Source organism: Streptomyces sp. NPDC044063 (assembly GCF_056434285.1).
This window is the reverse complement of the sequence record NZ_JBWKFM010000024.1, coordinates 1-21,262: the sequence shown is the minus strand read 5'-3', so window position 1 is coordinate 21,262 and position 21,262 is coordinate 1. Positions and strand designations below refer to the sequence as shown.

Below are 21,262 nucleotides of genomic sequence, written 5' to 3'. Positions count from 1 at the left end.
GCGGGGCGGGTGGCGGCGGTGCGCCGGGACCACCCGTCCGGTCGTCCGCCGGCGCGTGCCGCGCGTTCCTCCGAATGGGGGACCAGGTCTGTCTTGACGTCAAGAGACTTCATGTCGACAGACCAACTACACTGTCCCCATGGAGGACGAGGTCGATCGGCTGGTCGCGGCGTGGCGCCGAGAGCGCCCCGACCTCGACGTGGAACCACTCGAAGTGCTCAGCCGGGTCAGCAGGCTCGCCCGCCACCTCGACCGGGCCCGCCGGCTGGCGTTCGCCGAGCACGAGCTCGAACCATGGGAGTTCGACGTCCTCACCGCGCTCCGCCGGGCCGGGGCGCCCTACCAGCTCTCGCCGGGCCAGCTGCTGACCCAGACCCTGGTCACCTCGGGCACCATGACCAACCGCATCGACCGGTTGACCAAGAAGGGCCTGGTCCAGCGCGAGCCGGACCCCAGCGACCGGCGCGGTGTGCTCGTCCGGCTGACCGCCGAGGGCCGGGACCGCGCCGACGAGGCGCTCGCCGGGCTGCTCGCCCAGGAGCGGGCGATCCTCGCCGAGCTCTCCACGGCGCAGCGGGCCGATCTGGCCGCGCTGCTACGCCAGCTGACCGCCCCGTTCGACAACGTCCCCGGCTAGGTCCACCGGCCCCACCCCGGCCCGTCGCGCCAGCGCGACCGCGGCCAGCGTGGAGTGCACGCCGAGCTTGCCCAGCACGTTCTGCATATGGGTGCGGACCGTGTGCGGGGAGAGGTAGAGGCGCTCGGCGACGGCCTTGCGGCCCAGCCCGGCCACCATGCAGCGCAGCACCTCGCGCTCGCGCGGGGTCAGCGACTCCACCAGCCGTTCGCTCTCGGTGCGGTGCTTGCGCGCGGCCGTCAGCTCCCGCAGGACGCCGGTGAGCAGCGCGGGCGGCAGGTGGGTCTCGTCCCGCAGCACGCCCCGTATCACCGCCAGCAGCCGGGAGAGCGAGCAGTCCTTGGCGACCCAGCCGCCGGCGCCCGCCTGGAGCGCGGCGGCCGCGCGCCGGGGGTCGTCGCGCTCGGCGAGGACCACCGTACGGACGCCGGGGTGTCCCGAGCGCACCCTGGCGACCAGCGAGATGCCGTCGACCGCGCCCTCGGGCGGCCCGGGGCCGTCCGACGGGCCGGGCCCGCGCAGTGCTCCCGGCACCTGGGCGGTGTCCGCGCCGACCGTGCCGAGGTCGGCGTCGATCAGCAGGACGTCGAAGCGCCGTCCTTCACCCGCCGCGCGCTCCAGCGCGCGCAGCGCCGCCGGCCCGCTGCCGGCCGCCGAGACGTCCACGTCCTGCTCGGCCGCGAGGGCGGCGGCGAGCGACTCGGCGAAGATGCGGTGGTCGTCGACCACCAATACCCGAATACGTGCCACAACCACCCCCATGTCCCGGACGGCGAGGGCAGTGCGGGTACGGCGCCCGGCCCGGAGCCGGCCGCCATGCGCGCACGGCCGCCGCCGTGCCCTGACAACCACCCCGCCCCGGGCGTCGTACCTGCCTGTCTCGCCCCCTGATCAGCGTCGGCCCCCACCGACGCTGTGCATCAGGGTACGGCCGGGGTCCGGCGACGGAAGGCGATTGGCAAAACTGCTTGACCCCGGTGTTTATCGTGAGCTTTATGTTCAGTATTGGGGCGGTGAACGACTCGGAACGACGACATGCCGATCATCACCGCACCCGTCGCGCTCCCGCGGCCGGCGTCACGGGGAAGATCCGCGGCGGCCGGTGCCCGGCGGCCGCGAAGGCGCCGGCGACGGCATCCGTGACGGCCTGAGCGGTCGTCTCCTCGCTCAGGACGAGCGCCGAGCCGCCGAAGCCCGCCCCCGTCATCCGGGCGCCCAGCGCGCCCGCCTCCAGGGCCGTGGCGACCGCCAGGTCGAGCTCGGGGCACGAGACCCGGAAGTCGTCGCGCAGCGAGGCGTGCCCGGCCGTCAGCGGCGGTCCCGCGGCCCTCGGGTCGCCCGCCTCCAGCGCGGCGGCCACCTCCCCGACGCGCCGGTTCTCGGTGACGACGTGGCGGACGAGCTCCCGGGCGCCCGGTCCGCCGCCGGGGGTCCCGGGCGGCAGGGCGGCGAGGGCGGCGGGCAGGTGGTCGTGGGGCACGTCGCGCAGGGCGCGTACGCCGAGCGCCCGCGCGGCCGCCGCGCAGCCGTCGCGCAGCCGGGCGTAGGCGCCGTCGCCGAGCGCGTGCCGGACGCGGGTGTCGACGACCGTCAGCCGCAGGCCATGGGCCGCCGGGTCGAAGGGGAGGTGCCGGTACGACAGGTCGCGGGTGTCGAGGTGCAGGGCGTGGCCGGCGACGCAGCACGCGGAGGCGGTCTGGTCCATCGCCCCGCAGGGGACGCCCACGAAGGCGTTCTCGGCCCGCCGGGCCAGCAGGGCGAGGCCCGGTGGGTCGGTGAACGGGCCGTGCAGCGCGTCCAGCGCCAGGGCCGTGGCGACCTCCAGGGCCGCCGAGGACGACAGCCCGGCCCCGGCCGGCACGTCGCTCTCCACGTGGAGGTCGGCGCCGCCGGCGGCGTGCCCCGCCGCGCGCAGCGCCCACAGGACGCCGGCCGGGTAGGCGGCCCAGCCGCGCACCCGGCCGGGCGCGAGGTCGCGGACGGACAGCTCGGTGACCTCGCCGGGCGCGGCGGCGGTGTGCAGCCGCAGCCGGTCGTCCGTGCGGCGGCGGGCGGCCACCCAGGTCAGACGGGGCAGCGCGAGGGGCAGCACGAAGCCGTCGTTGACGTCGGTGTACTCGCCGATGAGGTTGACGCGGCCGGGGGCCGCCCACACGCCCTCGCAGGGGGTGTCGTGGACGGCCCGGAAGGCCGCGGCGGCCCGGTCGGCGCTCACGCGCCCGGTCCGCCCCGGCGGGCGAAGTCCCAGGCGTCCCGGACGATCCCGGCGAGGTCGCGGCGCTCGGGCCGCCAGCCGAGCAGCTTGTGGGCGCGGTCGGCGGAGGCGACCAGCACGGCCGGGTCGCCCGGGCGGCGCGGGGCCGTGGTCACGCGGACGGGGCGGCCGGTGACCTCGCGGACGGTCTCGATGACCTCGCGGACGGAGAAGCCGTCGCCGTTGCCGAGGTTGCAGACCAGGTGTTCGCCGGGGCGGGCGGCGTCCAGGGCGAGCAGGTGGGCCTCGGCGAGGTCGGCGACGTGGAGGTAGTCGCGGACGCAGGTGCCGTCGGGCGTGGGGTAGTCCTCGCCGAAGACGGCGACCTCGCCCCGCTCGTCCAGGGCGGCCCGGAGGACGACCGGGACGAGGTGGGTCTCGGGGTCGTGCCGTTCGCCGTGCCGGCCGTGGGCGCCCGCGACGTTGAAGTAGCGCAGCGAGACGGCGGCCAGGCCGTGGGCCGCGCACTCGGAGGCGATCATGTGGTCGGTGGCGAGCTTGCTGGCGCCGTAGGGGCTGGTGGGGCGGGTGGGGGCGTCCTCGGTGATCGGGACGGTGTCGGGCTCGCCGTAGACGGCGGCGGTGGAGGAGAAGACGAGGGTGCGGACGCCCGCGGCGCGCATGGCGTCGAGGAGGGCGAGGGTGCCGCCGGTGTTGTTGTGCCAGTAGAGCTCGGGCCGGGCGACGGACTCCCCCACCCGTGAGAACGCGGCGAAGTGGAGGACGGCGTCGTAGGAGCCGTCCAGATGGCGTGCGGCGTCCTGGACGCGCCCCTCGACGAAGCGCGCGCCCTCGGGGACGGCCTCACGGTGGCCGGTGGAGAGGTCGTCGAGGACGGTCACGGTGTGCCCGGCCCCGAGCAGATGGGCGGCGACGACGCTGCCGACATAGCCCGCGCCCCCGGTGACCAGGTAGTTCTTCCCGTTCATGCGCTCGCAGCTCCTCACGGTCGGCGCGCCGCGGCCTCGGGCGGCACAGCGTCGGTGAACACCCTGGTGCCGGATTCCGAACCCGTGCGGAACGCCGGCTTACCGGGAGCGCGTCGCACGGTGAAGAACCTCGTCAGGGCGCGCCGGGTCCGCCCCGGCCCGGCCCCGCCTGGGGCGGGACGGGGAGCCCGCCGCCCGTCGCCCGGTCCAGCAGTCCCGTACGGGCGGCGAGGGCGGCCGCCTCCAGGCGGGAGCCGACGCCGAGCTTCATCAGGACGCGCTGGACGTGGGTGCGGGCGGTGCTGGGCGCTATTCCCATGCCGGCGGCGATCAGGCGGGTGTCCTCGCCCTCGGCGACCCGGACCAGCACCTCGACCTCGCGCGGGGTGAGCAGCTGGAGCAGCCGGGCGCCCTCGTCGTCGGGCTGGGCCGCGGGGTTGAGCAGCTCCGCGAACGAGCCCTGGAGCAGCTGCGGGTCGACGGCCGCCTCGCCGGCGCGTGCCTTCATCATGGCGCGTTCCACGCCCTCGATGCGTTCGTTGTGGCGGACGTAACCGGAGGCGCCGGCGGCGAAGGCGGCCGCGATGCCCATCGGGCTCGGCACCGGGCCGAGGACGACGACCGCGACCTGCGGGCGCTCCCGTTTGATGCGGACGACCGGGTCGAAGGCGCCCGGTTCGGCCGGGGCCGCGGTGCCCAGGAGGCACACCTCCGGTGCCCGGCTGATGACGAGGTCCGCCGCTCCGGCACTGGGAGCCGCTGCGGCCAGCACACGATGGCCGCGCAGCTTCAGTGCCGAGGCGAGGGCCTCGGCCAGCAGCCGATGGTCGTCGACCACCATGAGCCGCACGCCCATGCGTTACCCCCCTGTCGCCCGCTGCCGCCCTCTGCCGCCCGCGCAGGTCTTCCCGGCACCCTCTTGTCCCCGGAAGCTACACGCTTGTTCGACGTTCCGCGCCCCTTACCGGTGAGAAGTCCCCCGGAATGCCGAAATCCCTGCCAATCACGTGTACTTCGCGACTGAAACGGATCGTTCAGGCATGTACGCGCGATGGACAGGGATACGGCGTGAGGCGTGCCTCAAATGATCAATATCAGCTGCCGCCGAAGACCATGGTCAGGTACTCCTTGCCCATGCTGTACTTGCTGGGCTTGTCGGCGTAGCTGCCACCCAGGTAGAGCCGGCCCTGGGACCACAGGCCCTGGTGGATGGAGGGCGACAGGCGCCGCTCGCTCTCGGCCGTTTCGGCCGGATTCCGCAGCAGCACATCGGTCTTGAACGTCTTGGGGTCGATCCGGACCACGCTGCCGCCCGACTTGTACGTGGGCTCCAGGTACCCGATCGGGTAGCCGTCCTTGTCCACGCCCAGCGGCAGCATGGTCGCGCCGGTGACGCCCTCGGTCTTGCCCTTGGACTGGCCGGTGGCCAGGTCGAATCCGACGACCTCGTTGACCCGGCCGGGCTCCTGGGCGTTGCCGCTCTGGTGGTCCTCGGTGGGCAGGAAGAGGGTGTCCTTGGTGACGGCCAGCTTGGTGCAGCCCTCGACGTCGGTGGCGGGGCACCTCGGCGTGAACTTGCCGTTCTCCGTGGAGATCTTGCTGCGGAGCTTGCCCTCCTTGGCGCTGTCGTCGACCACCAGGAAGTCGGAGGCGGCGCTGCCGGTGGAGTCGCCCGCGTCGACCGCGACGATCAGCGGGTCGGTGGACGCGATGTGGACGTAGTTCAGGCCGGCCGGGACCTTGTACTCGGACTGGATCGCGCCCGACTGCGGGTTGACGGTCTGCACCAGCATCTGGGGCTTGGCGTAGTCGCCGCAACGGCGGACCGCGACGAGCTTGGTGCCGCCGCCGTAGCCGTCGTCACGGCAGTTCTCGCCGCTCTTGGGCTTCCACAGCTCCTTGCCGTCGGCCAGCGCCCAGGCGGCGCCGCCGCGGATGCCGCCCGCGGCGACCGTGCCGCCGCCGATGGTGACCTCGTCGAAGGCGATGTTGGTGTCGCCGTCCTGGACGGTCTTCTGCCAGACCTTCTGGCCGGTGTTGATGTCCAGCACGACGACCTGGGTGCAGGGGCCGCCGTACTTGTGGTCGGCGCTGGGCTTGCCGTCCTTGACCAGCAGCGCGATCTTCCCGTCGGGGCTGGTCTGCTTGGAGCCCCAGCACAGCTCGCCGTCGAGCGGGAACTCCCACTTCTGGCCGCCGGACAGGCCATAGCCGTTGATCTTGTAGACGTCGGCCTTGGCGAAGGCCTTGTCGCTGACCCACATGCCCTTGACGGTGATCAGGTCGTCGACCTTGGGCGAGTCGACGCTGAAGAGCAGCTTGCCGTCGACGGGCTTGGGCGCGGGCTTGCCGCCGCCGGACTCCTTGCCGGAACCCTGGTTGTTCTGGGTGCCCTTGGCCTCGTCGTCCTTGCCGCCGTCCTTGGTGGCGAAGTAGAAGCCGGCGCCGGCGACCAGCACCAGCGCGACCACCGCGGCGATGATGATCATCATCCGCTGCTTGGCCCTGCCGTCGCCGGAACCACCCGGGGCACCGCCCGGGAACCCGCCGCCGGGCGGCGGCGGGTAGGCGCCGAACTGCTGCGGCGGGGCCGCGCCGAAGGCCTGCGTGGGCATGTCGGGACGGCCCGGGGCCGGGGCGCCGGGGTAGCCGTACCCGCCGGGCGCCGGGTAGCCGTAACCACCGGGCGGGGCCGGCGGGACCGCGGGCGCCCCCGGCGGGGGCGGCGGCGGGCCCTGGGGCGCGCCACCCGCCGGCGGGGCCTGGGGGTAGCCGTAGCCGGGCTGGACGGCCGGCTGGGCGGGCATGGTGGGCTGGACGGCCGGCTGGGCGAGCACCGTCGGCGGGGGCGTGGGCCGCGCCGCGGGCTGCGCCGGCATGGTCGGCGGGGCCGCCGGCGGCGCGGCCGGCGGCGGCGCGGCCGGCGGCGGGGCGCCGAAGCCGGGGGGAGGATCCTGCGGCGCGCCGAAGCCTCCGCCCGGCGGGACCGGGGGGCCCTGCGGCGGATTGGGGGGCTGGGGCGGCTGTGACATCAGCTTCCTCTTTACGCGCGGGTCCAGGACACGAATCCCGCCCGTGTGCGGCAGGCGAGCGGGTGTTCTTTGTACCACCCGTCGCCGACAGGCCATGGCCCGATCTCCACCGTATCCACCACCTGAGACCGGGCCGTGACGAGACTGTTGCGGCGCACGGCACTGGGCGCGCGCCGTGATGGCGCCTCAGTGCGCCGTGCGCCGTACGGTCACCGCTCAGACGTCGTCGGCCAGTTCGAGCCAGCGCAGCTCGAGCTCGTCGCGCTCTCCCGCCAGTTCGCGCAGCTGGGCGTCCAGCTTGGCGACCGCCTCGAAGTCGGTGGCCTGCTCGGCGATGGCGGCGTGCAGCTTGGCCTCCTGCTCGCTGACGCGGTCCAGGCGGCGCTCGATCTTCTGGAGCTCCTTCTTGGCCGCGCGGGCGTCGGCGGCCGGCTTGGCCTTGGCGGCCGCCGGGGCCGCGGCGGGAGCGGCCGCGGCGGCGGCCTCCATCACCCGCTGCCGGCGCTCCAGGTACTCGTCCAGGCCGCGCGGCAGCATGCGCAGCGCCCGGTCGCCCAGGAGCGCGAACACCTTGTCGGTGGTGCGCTCGACGAAGTACCGGTCGTGGCTGATGACGATCATCGAGCCGGGCCAGCCGTCGAGGAGGTCCTCCAGCTGGGTCAGGGTCTCGATGTCGAGGTCGTTGGTCGGCTCGTCGAGGAACAGGACGTTGGGCTCGTCCATGAGCAGCCGCAGGATCTGCAGCCGGCGCCGCTCACCGCCGGAGAGGTCGCCGACGGGCGTCCACTGCTTCTCCTTGGTGAAGCCGAACTTCTCGCAGAGCTGCCCGGCCGTCATCTCCCGGCCCTTGCCGAGGTCCACGCGGTCGCGGATCTGCTGGACGGCCTCCAGGACCCGCTTGGCCGGGTCGAGTTCGGCGACCTCCTGGGAGAGGTAGGCCAGCTTGACGGTCCTGCCGACCACGACCTTGCCGCCCGCCGGCTGCTTCTCGCCCTCGGTGGCGGCCGCCTCGGCGAGGGTGCGCAGCAGCGAGGTCTTGCCGGCGCCGTTGACGCCGACGAGGCCGATGCGGTCGCCGGGGCCCAGCTGCCAGGTGAGGTGCTCGATGAGGGACTTGGGGCCGGCCTGGACGGTGACGTTCTCCAGGTCGAAGACGGTCCTGCCGAGCCGCGAGGTGGCGAACTTCATCAGCTCGGAGCTGTCGCGCGGCGGGGGCACGTCGGCGATGAGCTCGTTGGCGGCCTCGATGCGGAAGCGCGGCTTGCTGGTGCGGGCGGGGGCGCCGCGGCGCAGCCAGGCGAGCTCCTTGCGCATCAGGTTCTGGCGCTTGGCCTCCTCGGTGGCGGCGATGCGCTCGCGCTCGGCCCGGGCGAAGACGTAGTCGCTGTAGCCGCCCTCGTACTCGTGGACGGTGCCGCGCTGGACGTCCCACATGCGGGTGCAGACCTGGTCGAGGAACCAGCGGTCGTGGGTGACGCACACCAGCGCGGAGCGGCGCTGCTGGAGGTGGCGGGCGAGCCAGGAGATGCCCTCGACGTCGAGGTGGTTGGTGGGCTCGTCGAGGACGATGAGGTCCTGGTCGGCGATGAGGAGCTTGGCCAGCGCGATACGGCGGCGCTCGCCGCCGGAGAGCGGGCCGATGACGGTGTCGAGGCCCTGCGGGAAGGCGGGCAGGTCGAGCCCGCCGAACAGCCCGGTCAGGACGTCGCGGACCTTGGCGTTACCCGCCCACTCGTGGTCGGCCATGTCGCCGAGGACCTCGTGCCGCACGGTGGCGGCCGGGTCGAGGGAGTCGTGCTGGGTGAGCACGCCGAGGCGGACGTGGCCGGCGTGGGTGACGCGGCCCTTGTCGGCCTCCTCCAGCTTGGCGAGAACACGGATGAGGGTGGTCTTGCCGTCGCCGTTGCGGCCGACCACGCCGATCCGGTCGCCCTCGTTGACGCCGAGGGAGATGCCGTCGAGCAGGGCGCGGGTGCCGTACACCTTGTCGACGGCTTCCAGGTTGACCAGGTTGGCTGCCATGCCGCTTGCCGCTCCTTGATTCGTGGGACTCCTCCCAGCATCCCACGCCGGGCGCGGGCCCCGTCACGCGCGCCCCGGGGCCCGGCGCATGCGGGCCGCGGGGCCTGAGTACCCGCGGCCGGAAGGGTCTAGCGCGTGATGACCGTCGCGCCCGGTACCGGGCCCGAGGTGACCCTGACCGTGCGGCACGTGCCGGAGGCGGTCAGCGCCTCGGCCACCTTCTCCGCGCCCGGGGCGTCGGCCACGAGGAAGGCCGTCGTCGGGCCGGAGCCGGAGACCATCGCCGCCAGGGCCCCGGCCTCCTCGCCGGCCGTCAGCGTGGCGGCCAGCGACGGCCGCAGGGAGACGGCGGCGGGCTGGAGGTCGTTGCCCACGGCGGCCGCCAGGGCCTCGGCGTCGCCGGTGCGCAGGGCGGCCAGGAGGGCGGTGGAGGCCTCGGGGTCCGGGACGTCGGTGCCGGCGCGCAGGCGGTCGCACTCGGCGTAGACGGCGGGGGTGGACAGGCCGCCGTCGGCGACGGCGAAGACCCAGTGGAAGGTGCCACCGGTCTCCAGAGGGGTGAGCAGCTCGCCCCGGCCGCGGCCGAGCGCCGCGCCACCGATCAGGCTGAACGGCACGTCGCTGCCGAGTTCGGCGCAGATGTCGAGGAGTTCCTCGCGGGTGGCGCCCGTGCCCCACAGGGCGTCGCAGGCGAGCAGCGCGCCCGCGCCGTCGGCGCTGCCGCCGGCCATGCCGCCGGCGACCGGGATGTCCTTGGCGATGTGGATGTGGACGTTCGCGTCGCGGCCGTGGCGGGCGGCGAGGGCGAGGGCCGCGCGGGCGGCGAGGTTGCTCGTGTCGAGGGGGACCTGGGCCGCGTCGGGGCCTTCGCAGGTGACGCGCAGCTCGTCGGCGGGGGTGACGGTCACCTCGTCGTACAGCCCCACCGCGAGGAAGACGTTGGCGAGGTCGTGGAAGCCGTCGGGGCGCAGGGGGCCCACGGCGAGCTGGACGTTGACCTTGGCGGGTACGCGGACCGTGACGGAGGCGGTCACAGGGTGGCGCCCTTCTGTTCGGCGATGGCGGCGAACTCGTACACGGTGAGGGCTTCGCCGCGGGCCTGCGGGGAGACGCCGGCGGCCGTCAGGGCGGCCTCGGCGGCCGCGGCGGAGCCGGCCCAGCCGGCCAGGGCCGCGCGGAGCGTCTTGCGGCGCTGGGCGAAGGCGGCGTCGACGACGGCGAAGACCTCGGCCTTGCTGGCCGTGGTCTCGATGGGCTTGTCGCGGCGGACCAGGGAGACGAGGCCGGAGTCGACGTTGGGGGCGGGCCAGAAGACGTTGCGGCCGATGGCGCCGGCCCGCTTGACCTCGGCGTACCAGTTGGCCTTGACGGAGGGGACGCCGTAGACCTTGTTGCCGGGCCTGGCGGCGAGCCGGTCGGCGACCTCGGCCTGGACCATGACGAGGGTGCGCTCGATGCTGGGGAAGCGGTCGAGCATGTGGAGCAGCACGGGCACGGCGACGTTGTAGGGCAGGTTGGCCACGAGCGCGGTGGGCGCCGGGCCGGGCAGCTCCTGGACGTGCATGGCGTCGCTGTGCACGAGCGCGAAGCGGTCGGCGCGGCCGGGCAGCCGGGCGGCGATGGTGCCGGGCAGGGCCGCGGCGAGCACGTCGTCGATCTCGACGGCGGTGACGCGGTCGGCGGCCTCCAGCAGGGCCAGGGTGAGCGAGCCGAGTCCCGGCCCGACCTCGACGACGACGTCGTCGGGCCGCACCTCGGCGGTCCGGACGATGCGCCGCACCGTGTTGGCGTCGATCACGAAGTTCTGGCCGCGCTGCTTGGTGGGGCGGACCCCGAGGGCGGCGGCCAGTTCGCGGATGTCGGCCGGGCCGAGGAGGGCGCCGGACTCGCCGGACTCGTCTGTGCTGGGGCTGGAGCTCACCCGTGAAGTTTACGGCCGCACACGGGCCAGGGGCTCGCCCCCCGGCTGACGTAGAGCTTCTTGGCCCGGTAGGTCTGCTCGCCGGCGCTGGCGTCCTGGGGTCGCCCGTCGCCGCCGAGGGAGTGCCAGGTGTGGACGTCGAACTGGTACAGCCCGCCGTAGGTGCCGGAGGGGTCGACGGCGTCGGGGCGGCCGCCGGCCTCGCACTGGGCGAGCCCGGACCAGTTCAGGCCGTCGGCGCCCTGGACGGAGGTGGGGCGGGCCTTGGTGCCGACCTTGACGATCTGGGTGCGGGGCTGCTTGACGATCTCCGAGGAGATCTTGCGGGGCTTCTGCTGGACGCCGTTGACGGTCCGCAGGGCGTACGTGACGCGTTCGACGCCCTTCTCGCCGTGCTGGGCGACGACCTCGGTGCCCTTGTAGAGGGTGGGGTCGTCGCGGCGCTCGGTGCTGAAGGCGATGGGCTCCTCGCGGACCTCCTCGGCGCCGGTGATGCGCATGACGGAGATGGTCTGGCCCTCGCGGGGGAAGCTGGCGGGGTCGACGGAGGTGGTGTCCTGGCCGTTCAGGGTGATGCCGGCCTCGTCGATGGCCTCGCGGACGGTGGCGGCGTTGGTGCGGACGGTGCGTTCGCGGCCGTCGGCCACGAAGGTGACGGTGCGCTCGGTGCGCACGTCGAGGTCGAGGCCGCGGCGCCCGATGGGGGCGGAGCGGGAGGCGGAGAGGTAGGCGCCCTCGGCGCGTACGCCCAGCTGGCGCAGGGCGGCGTCGACGGTGCGGGCAGTGGTCCACACCTGGCGGCGCTCGCCGTCGAGGGTGAGGGTGACGGGACGGCCGTAGCGGACGATGACGCGGTCGCCGGAGGCCAGGTCGTGGCCGGGGCCGGGGGCGACGATGTCGTGCTCGCCGACGGCCATGCCCTCGTCGGCGAGGAGTTCCGCCACGTCGCCGGCGAAGGTGTGGAGGGTGCGGGGCCTGCCGTCGACGCTCAGCTGGACGGCCTTGTCGCCGGCCACGAAGGCGGAGGTGCCGCCGGCGAGGAAGGCGACGACGAGGGCCTGCGGGAGCAGCCGGCGCAGCGGCTCGGCCTGGCGCTCGCGGGGCCGCTCGTGGGCGGGTTCCCGGGTGCGCCGGTCGGCACGCTCGCGGGACCGGTCGCGGGTGCCGGGGCGGCCGCGGCGTTCCTGTTGCCGGGCCGCGCGCCGGGCGGCGGCCCGGCCGCCGGTGGCGGGGGGCTCGTCCTCGGGGTCGACGTCGGGCAGCGCGATGTCGGCGGGCGCCCAGACGGCGACGCGGGCCGGCGCGCTCTCCCCGAACTCCCCGGCCTCCGGGTGGGCCGCCGCGGGGGGCGGCCCGTAGGAGGGGCCGTAGGGGTTCCGGTCGGCGCCGGCGGGCGCGTGGTGTCCGGGCGCGGCGGCCTGCCGGGGCAGCCTGTGCTGCCCGAAGGGCTCGTGCGGGCCGTACGACGGCGGGTGGGCGTCGTACGGCGCCCCGTAGGGCCCTGGCGAGCCGTACGGGTCGGGCGGCGCGTACGGCTCGTACGGCTGCGTTTCCGTCGCGGCGCGGGGTGCAGCGTGGGGGCTGCCCTGTGCATGACTCACGACACTCCACTGGGTCCGGCTAGGCCCGGGACTGTAGCGGAGTGACCGTCACCCTCCAAAGTCGCATTGTCACACGGTGTCGCGGATATCGGGGTCAGTACCCGAAGGCGCGTGCGGTATTGGCCGCGACTGCCGTGGCCAGGGCGTCCTCGGCCATCCCGAGCGTCGCGGCCATCGCCCGCAAAGTGACCGGAACGAGGTAGGGCGCGTTGGGCCGTCCGCGATACGGCATCGGGGTGAGGAAGGGTGCGTCGGTCTCGACGAGCACCCGGTCGAGGGGGGCGATCGCGAGGGCGTCGCGCAGGTGCTGGGCGTTCTTGAAGGTGACGTTCCCGGCGAAGGACAGGTAGTAGCCGGCCTCGGCGCAGACCTTGGCCATCTCCGCGTCGCCGGAGTAGCAGTGGAAGACGACGGTCTCCGGCGCGCCCTCCTCTGCGAGGACCCGCAGGACGTCGTCGTGGGCCTCCCGGTCGTGGATGACCAGGGCCTTGCCGTGCCGCTTGGCGATGTCGATGTGGCGGCGGAAGGAGTACTCCTGCGCCGCCATGCCCTCGGGGCCGGTGCGGAAATAGTCGAGGCCGGTCTCGCCGACGCCGCGGACCTGCGGGAGCGCGGCCAGCGCGTCGATCTCGGCGAGGGCCGCGTCCAGGGCCGCCATGCCGCCGGGCTCGCGCTCGCCCTGCCGGGACCAGCCGTCGGGGTCGCCGTGGACGATGCGGGGGGCCTCGTTGGGGTGGAGGGCCACGGTCGCCCAGACGGCGTCGTGGGCGGCGGCCGTCCCGGCCGCCCAGCGCGAACCGGCCAGGTCGCAACCGACCTGGATCACCGTGGTCACTCCCACCGACGCCGCCTGTGCGAGGGCCTCCTCGACGGTGGCACCGCCGGGGAGCATGTCGAGGTGGGTGTGGGAGTCGGCCACGGGGACCGCCAGCGGCTCCGGGAGCGGCGGGGGGACGTCCTTGCCCTCGTTCTTCTTCCGCTCGCCGCCGACCGGGCCGTTGTTCGATGCTGTTGCCGCCATGTCCGCGATTCTAGGTACCGCGGGCGGCCGGGCTCACTTGCGGTGGAAGGGCCGGAGCAGGTCCGACAGGTGCCAGTGGTGCCGCTCCTCGCCCTCCTCGTGGCCGCCGCCGTTCTGCAGCGGGCCGGCGGGCGCCTGCGCGCTGGCCGGGATCACCCTGCGGCCGGGCAGGTGGAGGGCGTCGGCGACGAGGGACACCTGTCCGGACTTCATGATGCGCACCACGTGCTCACCGCAGTTCAGGCAGGTCGGCCGGGTCAGCGGGGACGGGACACGCTCGCCGTCCGCGTAGTAGGTGACGAAGGGGTGTCCCTCGGCGTCGACGTGGTGCCGTATCTCGTACGACTGCTCCCACCCCTGGCCGCACCGCATGCAGGCGAAGGAGTACGACTCGTGCACCGTGTCGGATCCCGCCGCGCCCACCGCCGTGGCGGTACGCGTGCGGGGTGCGGTCTGGCCGCTCGAGGCTCCTGCGGTCTCGCTCATGGCAGCTCCTCTTGTCCGTCGGACAAGTCTCTCTCGGGATCGGACGTCCCACATCCAGGGAACGCCCATCCCGTCGGCGGCGCAGCAGACCGGCCCACGAATTGGGGCAAAATTGGCAACCACATGTCCTGGGGGCCGAAAAGCGATGCCTGAGCTTTGCTTTTCAGATCAGCCCTTTGCCATACGGTCAGCCCGGCTGGGCAGCATTTTTTGCCGCCACGACGGCATCGAACACCTCGCGCTTGGGAAGGCCGGTTTCGGCCGCCACGGCCGCGATCGCCTCCTTGCGCCGCTCCCCCGCCTCCTCGCGCACCCGCACCCTGCGCACCAGCTCGGCGGGGTCCAGCTCGTCCGGGCCGCGCTCGGGCGCGCCCTCCACGACGATCGTGATCTCGCCACGTACGCCCTCGGCCGCCCACGCCGCGAGCTCGCCGAGCGGGCCCCGCTTGACCTCCTCGTAGGTCTTGGTCAGCTCCCGGCACACCGCGGCGCGGCGGTCGGCGCCGAACGCCTCGGCCATCGCCGCGAGGGTGTCGTCCAGCCGGTGCGGGGCCTCGAAGTAGACGAGCGTGCGCCGCTCGTCGGCCACCTCGCGCAGCCGGCCCAGCCGCTCGCCCGCCTTGCGCGGCAGGAAGCCCTCGAAGCAGAAGCGGTCCACCGGCAGCCCGGAGACGGCCAGCGCCGTCAGCACGGCCGAGGGGCCGGGCACCGCCGTGACCTTGATGTCGCGCTCGACGGCGGCGGCCACCAGCCGGTAGCCGGGGTCGGAGACCGACGGCATCCCGGCGTCGGTGACCAGCAGCACCCGCGCGCCGCCGGCCAGCGCCTCGACGAGCTCGGGCGTCCGGGCGGACTCGTTGCCCTCGAAGTAGGAGACCACCCGGCCGGTGGTGTGCACCCCCAGGGCCTGGGTGAGGCGGCGCAGCCGGCGGGTGTCCTCGGCCGCGATGACCTCGGCGGCGGCGAGCTCGGCGGCGAGCCGCGGGGGCGCGTCGGCGACGTCACCGATGGGGGTTCCTGCGAGTACGAGCGTTCCAGTCACCCCACCATCCTCGCAGGACCCGGCCGTCCCGCGGGCCGCCGGTCGGCCGTCCGCGGCGGTCAGCCGTCCGCGGCGGTCAGCCGTCCGCGGCGGTCAGCCGTCCGCGGCGGTCAGCCGTCCGCGGCGAGGGCGATCTTGCGCTCGGGGATGACGGCGAGGAAGTGCGGCAGCGGGATGCCGGCCTTGTTCCGCTTGAACTGCATGATCGTTCCGTCGGCGTTGGCCGTCCCGGGCCGGTAGGGCGTGCCGTGGGGACGGGCGTGGTTGCGCCACCGGTGCTCGCGGCCGTCACAGGTGGCGGTCGTCCCGCCGATGCCGCTGGTGATGCCGTGCTGCCGGATGTTGCTGGCGACGACGACGAGGCCGGTGGGGCGGGCGAGCGGGGCACAGCGGTAGGTGCCGGTGAGGGTGATGGTGCCGTCGGGCGCGATGTGCCCGGTGCGGTCGATGCTGAGGGTGTTGAGCGGGGCGGCCGGCTCGGCGGCGACCGCCGCCGCCGGGACGGGCCCGGTGACGGCGGCGGTGGCGGACAGGGCGGCGGCGCCGGCGGCGAGGCCGATCGCGTCACGGATGCGCATGGGGTCGGTTTCCCTCCGGGTGGACGTGGCGACGCCAGGGATATCCGACCCGGGGGCCGCGTGGTGGGCACGTCACCCACGCGGTGGCGCGGCGCCGGGCCCTGCCGGCCGCCGGCCGGCAGGGCGACCGGACGGCCGAGGCCCGGCGGGGCCACACAGGGGCGGCCCGGGCCGCCGCGGTGCCGGCCGCGCGGTGCCGCGCGAGGTCGGGCCGCGCGGTGGGGCGGCGCCTGGCCCTGCCGGCCGCTGGCCGGCAGGGCGGCCGGACGGCCGAGGCCCGGCGGGGCCACACGGGGGCGGCCCGGGCCGCCGCGGTGCCGGCCGCGCGGTGCCGCGCGAGGTCGGGCCGCGCGGAGTACGGCCGTCCACGCCGGGTGCGGCGCCCGGGCGGGGATCGCCAGGGGGGCCGAGCCCGGCACGGCACCTGCTGGTGGTCCCGGACGCCCGGACGCGGACGGCCGACACGGCCGAGGCCATCGCGACGCCGGACGGCCACCGCCGGCCCGGCGGGACCGCCGGCCGGCAGCGCAGCCCGGCGGCCGACAGGGCGGCCCGGCGGTCGGCGCACCCATGCCGCGGTCGGTCAGCCCGCGGCACGGCACCTGCCGGTGGTCCCGGACGCCCGGACAGGGACGGCCGACACAGCCGAGGCCATCGCGACCCGGACGGCCACCGCAGGCCCGGCGGGACCGCCGACCGGCAGCCCGGCCCGGCGGCCGGCAGGGCGGACTGACGGCCCGGCGGCCGGCCCGGCGGTCGGCGCGCCCATGCCGCCGTCGGTCAGCCCGCGCGGAGTACCGCCGCGACGATCGGGCCGGCCGTGTCGCCGCCGTGGCCGCCGCCGGGGACGACCGCGGCGGCCGCCATGTCGTCCTGGTAGGCGGTGAACCAGCCGTTGGGCGCGCTCTGGCCGTCGATCTCGGCCGAGCCGGTCTTGGCGCCGATCTCGCCGCCGAGCCCGGACATCGCCTTCGCGCCGGTGCCGGAGACGGCCGTCAGCCGCATCATCGAGCGCAGGTCGCGGGCGACGGACGGGGACAGCGACCGGGCGGCGGTGGCGAGGTGCCGGTCGTCCAGCGACGGAGCGACCAGGTAGGGCTGGTGGAACGTGCCGGTGCGCACGGTGGCGGCGACCGAGGCCATGTTGAGCGGGCTCATCTGCACCCGGCCCTGGCCGATCATCGCGGCGGCCTTGCCGGCGCCGGAGTCGGCCGGCACCTTGCCGTCGAAGGCGCCGACGCCGACCTTCCAGTCGAGGCCGAGGCCGAAGACGTCGCGGGCGTGGGCGGCGAGCGCGTCGTCGCCGATCCCGCCGGCCAGCGAGACGAAGGCGGTGTTGCAGGAGGCGGCGAAGTCCTGGGCGAAGGTGGCGCCGGCGTTCTCGCTGTGCTCGACGTTGTGGAAGGTCATGCCGTAGGTGGCCGTCTTCGGGCACGGCAGCGGCTTGCCCGGCGAGGCCTTGCCCTGTTCCAGGAGGAGCGCGGAGGTGACGACCTTCATCGTGGAGCCGGGCGCGGTCTGGCCGTTGAGCGCCGCGTTGAACTCCGTCTTCCGGGCGTTGGCGACGGCGAGGATCTCGCCGGTGCTCGGCTTCACGGCGACGACGGAGGCGTCGGGGCGCCCGGAGACGGCGCTCTCGGCGGCGCGCTGGACGGCCGCGCTGAGGGTGGTTTTCAGCCGCGCCGGCTTGCCGTCGGAGACGGTGTGGAGGGCGCGGGCGCCGGCGGCCCCGGGGGCGCCGGCGCGCACCTGGACGGCCGGTTCGCCGCCGGCCTTCTCGCCGTACCGCTTGACCAGCTCGGGCAGGAGGTAGGTCAGCGACGGGTAGGACTTGGCGTCCAGCTCGGTGCCGTCGCGGTCGACGACGGTGACCGGCGCCGGGCCGGTGGGGGCGGTGGTGAGCACCTGGCCCGGGGTGAGGTCGGGGTGGAGGACGGCGGGGCGCCAGCCGACGACCGCGCGGCCGGTGCCGCCGCGGACGACGGTCAGGGACGCGTCGTACTTCCAGGTGGAGCGCTGCTTGCCGTGGACGACCTCGGCGGTGACGGCGTAGGGCACGGTGTCGCCCGTGGCGGGTCGCTGAGTGAACGTCACCTTCTCGACGTGCGCGGTGTCGCGGTAGCCGGTGAGCCCGGTGGTGGCCGCCGAGGCGTCGTCGGTCAGGGCGGCCGCCTTGGCGGTGTCCCCCGCCGCCCACGCGGCGAGGAAGTCGCGCGCGGTCCGCTCGGTCTCGGCCGCGGTGGGCGGCCCGGTCCGGGGCGCGGCCTCGGCGCGCGTCCCGCCCGTGCCGTCCCCCGAGACGGCGTCCACCAGGTTGTAGGCCCCCAGTCCGGCCGCCCCCACCACGGCGACGACGGCCCCACCGATGGCGATCTTCGCGCTCGTGCGCATCCGTTGATCCCCTCCCCCTGGTTTTAATCACCCGATTAAAACCCTCGTCGCACTGTACCGGGACGCCTGCGACGCATGGGAGGGAACTGGCTGAAAAGCGGTTCTTGGTACGGTCGGTGTCCGGCCGTCAGATCCAGGTGTCGAACCACATCCGGTTGCGCCAGGCGTCCAGCGGGATCGCCTGCCCCGTGTAGATCGGGAAGAAGTAGACGAAGTTCCAGGCGATGAGAAGGACCAGCGTGCCCGCCGTCACCACGCCCACGACGCGGCGCCGTTCCGACGCCCCGGCGGGCCCCAGGAGCGCGCCGATCATCATGGCCACCGCCAGACACAGGAACGGCACGAAGACGACGGCGTAGAAGACGAAAATCGTCCGCTCCTGGTACATGAACCAGGGCAGGTAGCCGGCGGCCACGCCGCACAGCACCGCGCCCGCCCGCCAGTCGCGCCGCAGCGCCCACCGGTAGAGCAGGTACGCCAGCGCGAAGCACGCCGTCCACCACAGCAGCGGGGTGCCCAGCGCGAGCACCTCGCGGGCGCACTTCTCGGTCGCGTCCGCCGGGCAGCCGTCGTGGCCGGGGGACGGCGACTCGTAGAAGTACGACACCGGGCGGGACTGGACCAGCCAGCTCCACGGGTTCGACTGGTACGTGTGCGGCGAGGTGAGGTTGGTGTTGAAGTCCCACACCTGCTGCTCGTAGTGCCACAGGCTGCGCAGCGGGTTGAGGACGCCGGCGAGGAAGCCGTCGGAGCTGTAGCCGCCCTCGGTCTCCGCCCAGTGCCGGTAGTAGCCGCTCTTCTGCCAGCCGGTCGTCTCGCTGTACGTGCCGCTGTGGGTGAACCAGCCGGTCCAGGAGGCGAGGTAGACGCCCACCGCCACGGGGACGGTCGACAGGAACGCCCACGGCGCGTCCCGGAGCAGCGCCGAGCGCCAGGGCCGCCGGGCCCCGGCCGTCCGCCGCGCGCCCACGTCCCACAGGACCGTCAGCAGGCCGAACGCCGCCAGGTACACGGCGCCGTTCCACTTGGTGGCGCAGGCCAGGCCCAGGCACACCCCGGCCGCGAGTCGCCAGGGCCGCCATCCCAGTCGCAGCCGGTCCCCGACGGCGGGGTCGGGCAGGGCCTCCGGGCCGTCCGGCAGGGCCGCCGCCAGCCGGGCCCGTGCCGCGTCCCGGTCCACCAGCAGGCAGCCGAAGGCGGCCAGCACGAAGAACACCAGCACCGAGTCCAGCAGCGCCGTGCGGCTCATGACGAAGTGCAGCCCGTCCACGGCCAGCAGCGCGCCCGCCAGACAGCCCAGGAACGTGGAGCGGAACATCCGCCGCCCGATCCGGCACAGCAGGAACACCGACACCGTGCCCAGCAGCGCCACCATGAAGCGCCAGCCGTAGGGGGTCATGCCGTGGAGCCATTCGCCGACGGCGATGACCCACTTGCCGACGGGCGGGTGGACGACGTAGCCGATGGCCTCGGGCACGTCGGTGTGACCGGCGACGATCCGGTCGTTGATGTCCTTGTCCTTGCCCCAGTCGGCCTCGTAGCCGTTGTTCAGCAGGGCCCAGGCGTCCTTGGCGTAGTACGTCTCGTCGAATATGACGGCCTTGGGGCTGCCCAGGTGCCAGAACCGGATCAGTCCCGCGAACAGCGCCACCAGCAGCGGGCCGGCCCACCCCATGGACAGCGCGAGGGTCCGCGCCGCCACCGGGGACGCGCCCAGCGCCGCCCACAGCCGCGTTCCGGGCTCGGCGAAGGGCGGCACCAGCCGCTCGCGCACACCGGTGCGGGCCGTCGCGGGGCGGGGGCCCGGGTAGCCGAAACGGCGGAGTCTGCGCTGCCACGGGGGCTGCTGCTCGTCCGTCGGTCGGCCCTGCCGGGCGTGCGTCGCGGTGTCACTGGTCACCGCGCCATCGTAGGGAACGAGCCTGTGGGAGTCCCGGGGACGCCGCGCGCGCCGGGGCCGTCGGCCCGCGCCGACGGCGCTCGCGCGGCGCCGGGCGAGACGTGGCGTACGCCATGAATCCACCAGGAAAGGGAACCGCCGGCCTCCCCGCGGGCGTTTCTACGGGTCCACGGGCGTCCACACCCGTGGACGCGGACGGGGGGCGCGTGCGTACGGAAAGGGCTCCGCGTTGAACCTGATCGATCTGCTGCTCCTGCTGGCGGTCGTCGTCTATGCCGTGTCCGGCTTCCGGCGCGGCCTGGTGGCCGGCGCCGTGCTGCTCGCCGGGTTCCTCGGCGGCGCCGTGCTGGGCGTGTGGGCGCTGCCCTGGGCCGTGCGGCCGTTCGAGCCGGGCACGGCCACCGCGGCCGTCGTCGCGGTGCTGGTCGTGCTCCTGCCCGCCGCCCTGGGCCACGCCCTGGCGGCGCGGCTCGCCTGGCGGCTGCGCTCCCGGCTGACGTGGGCGCCGCTGCGGGGCCTCGACGGCGTGGGCGGCGCGGTCGCGGGCGCGCTGGGCGTGCTGCTGGTGGGCTGGGTGGCCGCCAGCGTGCTGGTGTCGGCGAACTCCACCCCGCTGAACCGGGCCATCAAGGAGTCGACGCTGCTGGGCGCGGTGCACAAGGCCATGCCGGAGCAGGCGCCCACCTGGTTCAGCCGGACCACCGACGCGCTGGCGGGGGCGGGCTTCCCCCAGGTCTTCAACCCCTTCGAGAACGAGCCCGCCACGAGCGTCGCCCGGCCGTCCGGCGACGCCGTGACGATCGCCGCGACCCAGGCGGCGCGCTCCAGTGTCGTCAAGATCGAGGGCGTGGCGGACGTCGGCGGCGGCCGCCGGGGCCAGGAGGGCAGCGGTTTCGTCTTCTCCCCCGAGCACGTGATGACCAACGCGCACGTCGTGGCCGGTGTGAACGCCCCGACCGTCAAGGTCGGCGGCACCGGGCGGGCCCTGCGCGCGAAGGTCGTCCTCTTCGACCCCCGCACCGACGTGGCCGTCCTCGACGTCCCGGGGCTCTCGGCGCCCGTGCTGCCGTTCGACAAGAGCGCCAAGCGCGGCGACCCGGCGGTCGTGGCGGGCTTCCCGGAGAACGGCGGCCTGGACCTGCGGGCCGCCACCGTCGCCACCCGGGTACGGGCCAAGGGCCAGGACATCTACGGCGACGGCGTCACCACCCGCGAGGTCTACTCGGTGCGCTCCACGGTCCGCCCCGGCAACTCCGGCGGCCCCCTGCTGACCACCACCGGCAAGGTCTACGGCGTGGTGTTCGCCCGCTCCACCGCCGACGCGGAGACCGGCTACGTCCTGACGGCCGACCAGGTCGGGGGGGGGGGGGGGGGGGGGGGGGGGGGGGGGGGGGGGGGGGGGGGGGGGGGGGGGGGGGGGGGGGGGGGGGGGGGGGGGGGGGGGGGGG

The 21,262-nt window shown here is 74.9% G+C and carries 17 protein-coding genes; 2 read left to right on the top strand and 15 right to left on the bottom strand.

Going from position 1 to position 21,262, the window contains the following annotated elements:
• Positions 1-139: 139 nt before the first annotated feature.
• On the top strand, positions 140-637 hold the full coding sequence (locus AC07BS_RS25825) for a MarR family winged helix-turn-helix transcriptional regulator (protein WP_478649892.1): 498 nt from the start codon (positions 140-142) through the stop codon (positions 635-637).
• Here the strand turns inward: AC07BS_RS25825 and AC07BS_RS25820 are convergent.
• From AC07BS_RS25820 to AC07BS_RS25750, 15 genes are all read right to left on the bottom strand, one after another.
• A complete protein-coding gene (locus tag AC07BS_RS25820; RefSeq protein ID WP_478649890.1) occupies positions 596-1,387 on the bottom strand; it encodes a response regulator transcription factor in 792 nt (263 codons plus the stop codon). The two genes, AC07BS_RS25825 and AC07BS_RS25820, sit on opposite strands and share 42 nt — an antisense overlap.
• A gap of 295 nt (positions 1,388-1,682) precedes the next feature.
• On the bottom strand, positions 1,683-2,852 hold the full coding sequence (galK, locus tag AC07BS_RS25815) for a galactokinase (protein ID WP_478934650.1): 1,170 nt from the start codon (positions 2,850-2,852) through the stop codon (positions 1,683-1,685).
• A complete protein-coding gene (gene galE / locus AC07BS_RS25810) occupies positions 2,849-3,820 on the bottom strand; it encodes a UDP-glucose 4-epimerase GalE (RefSeq protein WP_478649885.1) in 972 nt (323 codons plus the stop codon). The genes galK and galE overlap by 4 nt, the downstream gene beginning before the upstream one ends.
• A 133-nt stretch (positions 3,821-3,953) precedes the next feature.
• Complete coding sequence (locus AC07BS_RS25805) at positions 3,954-4,676, bottom strand: helix-turn-helix transcriptional regulator (protein WP_478649882.1); 723 nt, start codon at positions 4,674-4,676, stop codon at positions 3,954-3,956.
• Between the two features lie 238 nt (positions 4,677-4,914).
• Entirely contained in the window at positions 4,915-6,852 is a 1,938-nt protein-coding gene (locus tag AC07BS_RS25800; protein WP_478934649.1) for a hypothetical protein, read from the bottom strand.
• A gap of 216 nt (positions 6,853-7,068) precedes the next feature.
• The gene (locus AC07BS_RS25795) at positions 7,069-8,874 is read right to left on the bottom strand and encodes an ABC-F family ATP-binding cassette domain-containing protein (RefSeq protein WP_478649877.1); all 1,806 of its coding nucleotides are present in this window, start codon (positions 8,872-8,874) and stop codon (positions 7,069-7,071) included.
• Positions 8,875-9,002: 128 nt separating this feature from the next.
• Complete coding sequence (locus AC07BS_RS25790) at positions 9,003-9,908, bottom strand: 4-(cytidine 5'-diphospho)-2-C-methyl-D-erythritol kinase (RefSeq protein ID WP_478649876.1); 906 nt, start codon at positions 9,906-9,908, stop codon at positions 9,003-9,005.
• The gene (gene rsmA / locus AC07BS_RS25785; RefSeq protein WP_478649873.1) at positions 9,905-10,795 is read right to left on the bottom strand and encodes a 16S rRNA (adenine(1518)-N(6)/adenine(1519)-N(6))-dimethyltransferase RsmA; all 891 of its coding nucleotides are present in this window, start codon (positions 10,793-10,795) and stop codon (positions 9,905-9,907) included. The genes AC07BS_RS25790 and rsmA overlap by 4 nt, the downstream gene beginning before the upstream one ends.
• Positions 10,792-12,396 carry a ubiquitin-like domain-containing protein gene (locus AC07BS_RS25780; protein WP_478649870.1) on the bottom strand — a complete coding sequence of 535 codons (1,605 nt, stop codon included), beginning with the start codon at positions 12,394-12,396 and terminating at the stop codon, positions 10,792-10,794. The genes rsmA and AC07BS_RS25780 overlap by 4 nt, the downstream gene beginning before the upstream one ends.
• Before the next feature lie 94 nt (positions 12,397-12,490).
• Positions 12,491-13,417, bottom strand: coding sequence for a TatD family hydrolase (locus AC07BS_RS25775; protein ID WP_478649868.1), 927 nt, complete (start codon positions 13,415-13,417; stop codon positions 12,491-12,493).
• 33 nt (positions 13,418-13,450) lie between these two features.
• Positions 13,451-13,903: a hypothetical protein gene (locus AC07BS_RS25770; RefSeq protein WP_478649865.1), complete on the bottom strand. Its 453-nt coding sequence runs from the start codon at positions 13,901-13,903 to the stop codon at positions 13,451-13,453.
• 187 nt (positions 13,904-14,090) lie between these two features.
• Entirely contained in the window at positions 14,091-14,945 is an 855-nt protein-coding gene (gene rsmI, locus AC07BS_RS25765; RefSeq protein ID WP_478649862.1) for a 16S rRNA (cytidine(1402)-2'-O)-methyltransferase, read from the bottom strand.
• 110 nt (positions 14,946-15,055) lie between these two features.
• Positions 15,056-15,523 (bottom strand): DUF6299 family protein, encoded by a 468-nt coding sequence (locus tag AC07BS_RS25760; RefSeq protein WP_478934648.1) that lies wholly within the window; start codon positions 15,521-15,523, stop codon positions 15,056-15,058.
• A gap of 780 nt (positions 15,524-16,303) precedes the next feature.
• A complete protein-coding gene (locus AC07BS_RS25755; protein WP_478649858.1) occupies positions 16,304-17,914 on the bottom strand; it encodes a penicillin-binding transpeptidase domain-containing protein in 1,611 nt (536 codons plus the stop codon).
• A gap of 127 nt (positions 17,915-18,041) precedes the next feature.
• Positions 18,042-19,814 carry a dolichyl-phosphate-mannose--protein mannosyltransferase gene (locus tag AC07BS_RS25750; RefSeq protein ID WP_478934647.1) on the bottom strand — a complete coding sequence of 591 codons (1,773 nt, stop codon included), beginning with the start codon at positions 19,812-19,814 and terminating at the stop codon, positions 18,042-18,044.
• A gap of 229 nt (positions 19,815-20,043) precedes the next feature.
• Between AC07BS_RS25750 and AC07BS_RS25745 the strand changes: the two genes are divergently transcribed.
• The coding region (locus tag AC07BS_RS25745) for a MarP family serine protease (protein WP_478934646.1) at positions 20,044-21,262 on the top strand (1,219 nt) is incomplete at its 3' end.

Coding starts and splice junctions, on each gene's coding strand:
- AC07BS_RS25825 (WP_478649892.1), top strand. CDS start 140: ATGGAGGACGAGGTCGATCGGCTGGTCGCGGCGTGGCGCCGAGAGCGC.
- galE (WP_478649885.1), bottom strand. CDS start 3,820: ATGAACGGGAAGAACTACCTGGTCACCGGGGGCGCGGGCTATGTCGGC.
- AC07BS_RS25805 (WP_478649882.1), bottom strand. CDS start 4,676: ATGGGCGTGCGGCTCATGGTGGTCGACGACCATCGGCTGCTGGCCGAG.
- AC07BS_RS25800 (WP_478934649.1), bottom strand. CDS start 6,852: ATGTCACAGCCGCCCCAGCCCCCCAATCCGCCGCAGGGCCCCCCGGTC.
- AC07BS_RS25795 (WP_478649877.1), bottom strand. CDS start 8,874: ATGGCAGCCAACCTGGTCAACCTGGAAGCCGTCGACAAGGTGTACGGC.
- AC07BS_RS25775 (WP_478649868.1), bottom strand. CDS start 13,417: ATGGCGGCAACAGCATCGAACAACGGCCCGGTCGGCGGCGAGCGGAAG.
- AC07BS_RS25770 (WP_478649865.1), bottom strand. CDS start 13,903: ATGAGCGAGACCGCAGGAGCCTCGAGCGGCCAGACCGCACCCCGCACG.
- AC07BS_RS25760 (WP_478934648.1), bottom strand. CDS start 15,523: ATGCGCATCCGTGACGCGATCGGCCTCGCCGCCGGCGCCGCCGCCCTG.
- AC07BS_RS25755 (WP_478649858.1), bottom strand. CDS start 17,914: ATGCGCACGAGCGCGAAGATCGCCATCGGTGGGGCCGTCGTCGCCGTG.